At 73.3% G+C, this 2,927-nt stretch carries 2 protein-coding genes; one reads left to right on the top strand and one right to left on the bottom strand.

What is annotated here, in order from left to right; genetic code table 11:
- Positions 1-69: 69 nt before the first annotated feature.
- Entirely contained in the window at positions 70-1,248 is a 1,179-nt protein-coding gene (locus tag ABZV34_RS38115; protein ID WP_356287483.1) for a nucleotide disphospho-sugar-binding domain-containing protein, read from the bottom strand.
- Between the two features lie 265 nt (positions 1,249-1,513).
- On the opposite strand from ABZV34_RS38115, the gene ABZV34_RS38110 reads away from it, so the two are divergent.
- Positions 1,514-2,914: an NDP-hexose 2,3-dehydratase family protein gene (locus ABZV34_RS38110; protein WP_356287480.1), complete on the top strand. Its 1,401-nt coding sequence runs from the start codon at positions 1,514-1,516 to the stop codon at positions 2,912-2,914.
- Positions 2,915-2,927 lie beyond the last annotated feature (13 nt).

The raw sequence follows: 2,927 nt of genomic DNA, 5'->3' as shown, positions 1-2,927 counted from the left end.
GGGACCGGGCGGCCGGCGGATCGGCACCCGGAGGCGAACAGACCGAACGGGTCAGGCAGGTCAGGCAGGTCAGGCGGTGAACTGCGGGAGGCGGGCGGCGGTTTCGGCGGGGCCGGGCATCGCGGCGATCTCGGCGGCGACCTTGCGGGCCGCGTCCCGGTAGCTCTCGTCGCCCAGGATGCGGCGGGCCTGTTCGGTGACCGCGTCGGCCGACAGGTCTGCGGCGAAGACGACCTCGCCGGCGCCCGCGTCGCGCACGGCGGTGCCGTTGGCGGGGCCGTCGGCGCCCTGCGGCAGGATCAGCTGGGGCAGGGCGGCCGCCAGCGCGGCCAGTGTGGTGCCCGCGCCGCCGTGCTGCACCACCAGCGCCGCCCGCTCGAGCGCCTCGGGCTGGGCCACCCACTCCACCGCCACCACGCGCTCGGGCAGTTCACCCAGGTCGGCGACGGCCACCACGGGTCCGGTCGCCACCAGGACCGGCACCTGGAGCGGCAGCAGCCCGTCGATGACCGTGCGCAGCACGTCCACCGAGCCCAGTGCGGTGCCCAGGGTCAGGTAGACGAACGGGCCGTCCGTGTCGCGGATGGCCGCGGGCAGTTCGCCCGGCTCGCCGTAGGCGACGGGGCGCTGCTCGATGCGGGGCAGCGGGGCGGCCAGGAAGCCGGGGTCCTGCAGGGACGGCGGGCAGATGTCGATGTAGGTGGCGGCCAGTGCCAGCAACTGGCCGTAGGGCACGTCCACGCCGAGGTCGGCCGCGGTGGCCAGCAACTCCTCCTGGATCCGGGCCTCTTCGGGGCCCATCGCCATCACCCCGACGCCGTGCGCGACGGCGGGCACGCCCGCCAGCCGGGCGGCGAAGGCGGCGCCCGGGTTCATCGCCTCGTAGACGACGAGGTCGGGACGCCGGCCGGCGAGGACGGGGGCGAGGTCGGCGGCCACCCAGCGGGGCAGCACCGAACCGAACACCTTCACGTGCAGGTCCGCCAGCACCTCCGGCGGCACGTCCTGGGCGCCCAGGTCGGCGCCGTCGTGCTCGAGGGAGTCACTACCGCGCACTGCTTCCATGAACGCCTCGGGGACCGAGCGGCCCGCCGTCACCGGCTCCAGGCCCGCGGCCCGCAGGGCCGGGTGGAGCTGCTCGCCGGTGGCGAACACCACCTCGTGGCCCGCGGCGCGCGCGGCCTTCGCCAAGGGAAGCAGGGGGTAGACGTGCCCGAAGTTGCCCGCGCTGGCAAAGAGGATTCTCATACCGCCTCAGCGTAGGGACGCCCGCCCCCTTTGTCTAGCACCGCCAATATATCTAGCGCTGAAAGAATCCGGGGTGGGGGAAGCGGGCGGGGCCCGGTGGGCGGCCCGTCCCGCCCCTCCCCCGGGCCGGGTGCCGGGGTGCGCCTCGAGGTGGCGTGCGGGGCGTTTCGAGGCGTCCTCCAGCAACGGCCGATCGCCCTGCCGGATCGTCGTGGGCGGCGGCCTGGCCCTGGGCGCGCGGGACACGGCGAAGGAGTCATGTTTTATGGCCATCACCCAAGCGGTGCCCCCGGGCGCCCTCACCGGCCTCGGGCGGCGCTTCACACTGTCGGCCCAGAGTCTGGACAGCCCGGTGACCTCCAACCCGGTCTTCCGCGAATGGTTCGCCGAGCAGCGCCGCACCAACCGCTACGAGGTGCGCCGCATCCCCTTCCGCGAGCTGGTCGGCTGGCGCTTCCAGGGCGCCACCGGGAACCTGGTGCACGACAGCGGCCGGTTCTTCTCCGTCGAGGGCCTGCACGTGCGCACCGAGTGGAACGGGCACGCCGCGTCCTGGTCGCAGCCGATCATCAACCAGCCGGAGATCGGCATCCTGGGCATCGTCGTCAAGGAGTTCGACGGCGTCCTGCACTGCCTGATGCAGGCCAAGATGGAACCCGGCAACATCGAGACCGTCCAGCTGTCCCCCACCGTGCAGGCCACCCGCAGCAACTACACCGGGGTGCACCGGGGCGCCCCCGTGAACTACATCGAGTACTTCGCGCCGCCGCGGACCGCCTCGCGGGTGCTGTTCGACTCCCTGCAGTCCGAACAGGGCTCCTGGTTCCTGCGCAAGCGCAACCGGAACATGGTGGTGGAGGCGCTCGGCCACGTCCCCGAGCACGAGGACTTCGTGTGGCTGACGCTCGGCCAGATCCACCAGCTGCTGCACGAGTCGAACGTGGTCAACATGGACGCCCGTACCGTGCTGTCGCTGATCCCGTCCTTCGCCGACGAGGGGCCCCCGCTGCACTCCATGGAGCACCTCCTCAACCGGCTCACCGAGATCAAGGCGCACCGGGAGCTGGTGCAGACCAGCATGCCGCTGTCGGCCGTACGGCGCTGGCGGCGCACCGAGGACGGGATCTCCCACGACAGCGGCCACCACTTCACCGTCATCGCCGCGTCCGTGGCCGCCGCCAACCGCGAGGTCACCCGCTGGACGCAGCCGCTGCTCGCGCCGGCCGAACAGGGCCTGTCCGCGTTCCTGGTGCGCCGCATCGGCGGGGTGCCGCACCTGCTGGCGCACGCCCGTTCCGAGGCGGGCGTGCTGGACGTGGCGGAGCTCGGCCCGACCGTGCAGTGCCAGCCGGGCCGCGCGCTGAGCCTGCCCGCACCGCGGCGGCCGCGGTTCCTGGACCTGGTCCTGCGGGCCCAGGCGGGCTCGCTGCTGTACGACACCGTGCAGTCCGAGGAGGGCGGGCGTTTCCACCACGCGGGCAACCGCTACGTCCTGATGGAGGTGGGCGGCGACTTCCCCGTCGACGTGCCCGAGGACTTCCTGTGGGTGACGGTGGACCAGATGTCCGCGCTGCTGCGGCACAGCAACTACCTGAACATCGAGGCCCGTACGCTGCTGACCGGGCTGCGCGCGGCCTGGGCGCGCGGCGGGGCGTACGCCCGGTGAGCGGGCCGGGAGC

The organism is Streptomyces sp. NPDC005195, assembly GCF_040608315.1.
GTDB lineage: Bacteria > Actinomycetota > Actinomycetes > Streptomycetales > Streptomycetaceae > Streptomyces > Streptomyces kaempferi.
Note: the sequence above shows the minus strand (reverse complement) of the source record. Positions and strands in the feature narration are given on the sequence as shown.

Bases quoted from the DNA above. Each gene is read 5' to 3' on its own strand.
- ABZV34_RS38115 (WP_356287483.1), bottom strand. From the start codon at position 1,248: ATGAGAATCCTCTTTGCCAGCGCGGGCAACTTCGGGCACGTCTACCCC.
- ABZV34_RS38110 (WP_356287480.1), top strand. From the start codon at position 1,514: ATGGCCATCACCCAAGCGGTGCCCCCGGGCGCCCTCACCGGCCTCGGG.